Below are 3002 nucleotides of genomic sequence, written 5' to 3' on the forward strand. Positions count from 1 at the left end.
GGCCGCGTCGACCACATGGTCAAAGTCCGCGGCTACCGCGTCGAACTCGGCGAAGTCGAGGCCGCGCTACGCGCCCACCCCCTGGTACGCGAATGCGTCGTCGTGGCCCGCACCCGAGAGTCGGCACACGCCGACCTGGCCGCCTACCTCGTCCCAGACGGCCAGGACGTCTCGGCCGGGGCGGTACGCGCCTGGCTGGCCGAACGGCTGCCCAAGTACATGGTGCCCCGCTGGTTCATGATCCTGGACTCCCTGCCGCTGACCCCCCGCGCCAAGGTGGACCGCGCCGCACTCCCCGCCCCGGAAGCAGGGCGGCAGGCGATCGCGGAGTTCGAGGCGCCGCGGGGACGGACCGAAGAGGCCCTGGCGGAGATCTGGGGCCGGGTTCTGGGAGTGGAGCGGGTCGGCCGCCACGACGACTTCATCGACCTGGGCGGCGACTCCATCCGCAGCATCCAGGTGCTGGGTCAGGCTCGTGACGTGGGGCTGGGGTTCACCCTCCAGGACCTGCACCGTCACCCCACCCTGGCCCAACTGGCCCGCGTGGCCGGTGATGGTGCGGACGAGGTGGCCGAGTGGGCCACGGACCCGTTCTCGCTGGTGTCCGCCGAGGACCGGGAGCGGCTGCCCGAGGGCCTGGAGGACGCCTACCCGATGGCCGAGCTCCAGGTCGGCATGGTCTACGAGATGGAGCTCGACCCCGACCGCCGGCCGTACCACAACGTGCACAGCCTCCGGATCACCGGACCCTTCGACGAGACCCGATTCCGGGACGCCGTGACCCGCGTCGTGGACCGGCATCCGATCCTGCGCACCTCGTTCGACCTGAGCGGCTACACCCAGCCCATGCAACTGGTGCATCCCACCGCCGAGATCCCGCTCACGGTTATGGACCTGCGGGGGATGGATCGGGCCGAGCAGCGCGTGGCGCTGGCCGGCCATATGCGGGCCGAGCAGCGGCACACCTTCGACCCCTCGGTCGCGCCGCTGTGCCGGATGGCCGTCCATATCGTCGGCGACGACGCCTTCCAGTGGACGGTGACCGAGCACCACGCCATCCTCGACGGCTGGAGCCTTGCCTCCACGCTGGCCGAGATCAACGACCTGTACCAGCGGCTCGTGGCCGGAGAGGATCCGCGCCCGGCCCCGCTCCGCTCGCTGTACCGGGACTTCGTCGCCGCCGAACGTCATGCGCTCCAGTCCGAGGAGGAGAAGAACTTCTGGCTGGGACAACTCGCCGACCGGCCGGACAACCGGCTGCCGCGCCGGCCCGCCGACGCGTCGTTCCCGATCGGCGAGACCATGCCCGGCGAGCGGCACGAGCGCGACGAGCACCAGGGCGACGGTGTGCTGACCACGGTTCTTTCGCAGGATCTGGCGGCCGGGCTTGATGAGCTGGCACGGCGGTGCAGGGTGCCGTTCAAGGCGGTGGTGCTGGCAGCGCACCTGCGGGTGATGAGCCTGGTCACCGGCAACTCCGATGTGCTGGTGGGGCTGACCGCCAACAGCCGCCTTGAGCAGGCCGACGGCGCCGAGGTGCGCGGGCTGTTCCTCAACACCCTGCCGTTCCGGCTCCGGCTGCCCCAGGGCAGCTGGATCGACCTGGTCCAAGCCGTCTCACAGGCCGAGCAAGATCTGCTACCGCATCGCCGCTACCCGATGTCGGCCCTGCAACGGACCCTGGGCGGCGAACCGTTCTTCGAGGTCGACTTCAACTACAACCACTTCCACCAGTTCGGCAAACTGGCCGACGAAGGCGCCCTGGCCCTCACCGACCCCGACGCCCACCTACCCGGAGTGGCACGCACCAACTTCCCACTGGGAGTCTCGGTCAGCCGCGAACCCGGCCTCGCCGGGCTGCGACTGGAACTGGACTACGACGCCCGCCAGTTCACCGCCCAGCAGATCACCGTCCTGCGCGACTACCACCTACGCGCCCTCCAGACGATGGTCACCGACCCCACCGCCTCACACGAGAACGCACCGCTCCTGGGAGACGCAGAACAGGCGTTACTTGCCTCCTGGAACGACACGGCAGTGACCTGCACCGACACCCCGGTCCATGAACTGCTGCGCCGGCAGGCCCGACGCACCCCTGACGCGGTCGCGATCGAGGACGGCCCCACGCGCCTGACCTTCGCCCAACTGGACGCCGACAGCGACCGGCTGGCCCACCGATTGGCCGGCCAGGGGGTGCGGCGAGGCGACATCGTCGGCATCCGCCTGCGCCCAGGAGCCACCGCACTGATCGCGGTATGGGCCACCTGGAAAGCCGGAGCCGCCTTCCTGACCCTGGACCCCGACCTCCCACCGGCACGCCTGCAGACCATGGTGGACGACGCCCACCCCACCCTGCTCATCAGCGACGGCACGAACCCCCTGCCCGGCGGGTGTCTCACGCTCGACGTCACAACGGAAGAGCCGCAGACCGAGCCGACCCCGCTTCCGGTCGTCGGACCCGGCGATCTGGCGTATGTCATGTACACCTCCGGCACCACCGGCCGCCCCAAGGGCGTGATGGTCCAGCACGGCAACCTCACCAACTACGCCCTCGCGCTCCTGCTCCCCCGCATGCGATCGGCCAACGTCGAACCCAACGCCCGCGTCGCCCTCGGCACCTCCGCCTACATCTCCGACTTCTTCCTGGAACAGATCCTCCCGCTGCTCGACGGGCACACCCTGCTGGTCCTGACCACCGAGCAACGGCAAGACCCCCAGTACCTGGTCCAGCGCGCCCACCACGCCGACCAGGCCGTGAACGCCATTGAGGCGACCACCGCCCAGATCCGGTTACTGGTGGACGCCGGCCTGCTCGACGCGCCTCATCCGCCGCAACTGGTCGCGGTGGGAGGGGAGGCGTGTCCGCCTGATCTGTGGGATGTGCTGCGAGCTCACCCCGCCACGACGGCGTTCAACACCTACGGGCCGACCGAGACCACCGTGGACGCCACAGCGGTCGACGTCACCGACCACCCCACCCCGGTCATCGGCCGCCCCTACGG

1 protein-coding gene is annotated in these 3002 nt (G+C 70.1%); it reads left to right on the forward strand.

What is annotated here, in order from left to right; all coding sequences use genetic code 11:
• Positions 1-3002: condensation domain-containing protein (locus ABD810_RS36340; RefSeq protein WP_344951779.1), on the forward strand; the 3002-nt coding region annotated here is incomplete at both ends.

This window comes from Sphaerisporangium flaviroseum (genome assembly GCF_039537005.1).
Taxonomy (GTDB): domain Bacteria; phylum Actinomycetota; class Actinomycetes; order Streptosporangiales; family Streptosporangiaceae; genus Sphaerisporangium; species Sphaerisporangium flaviroseum.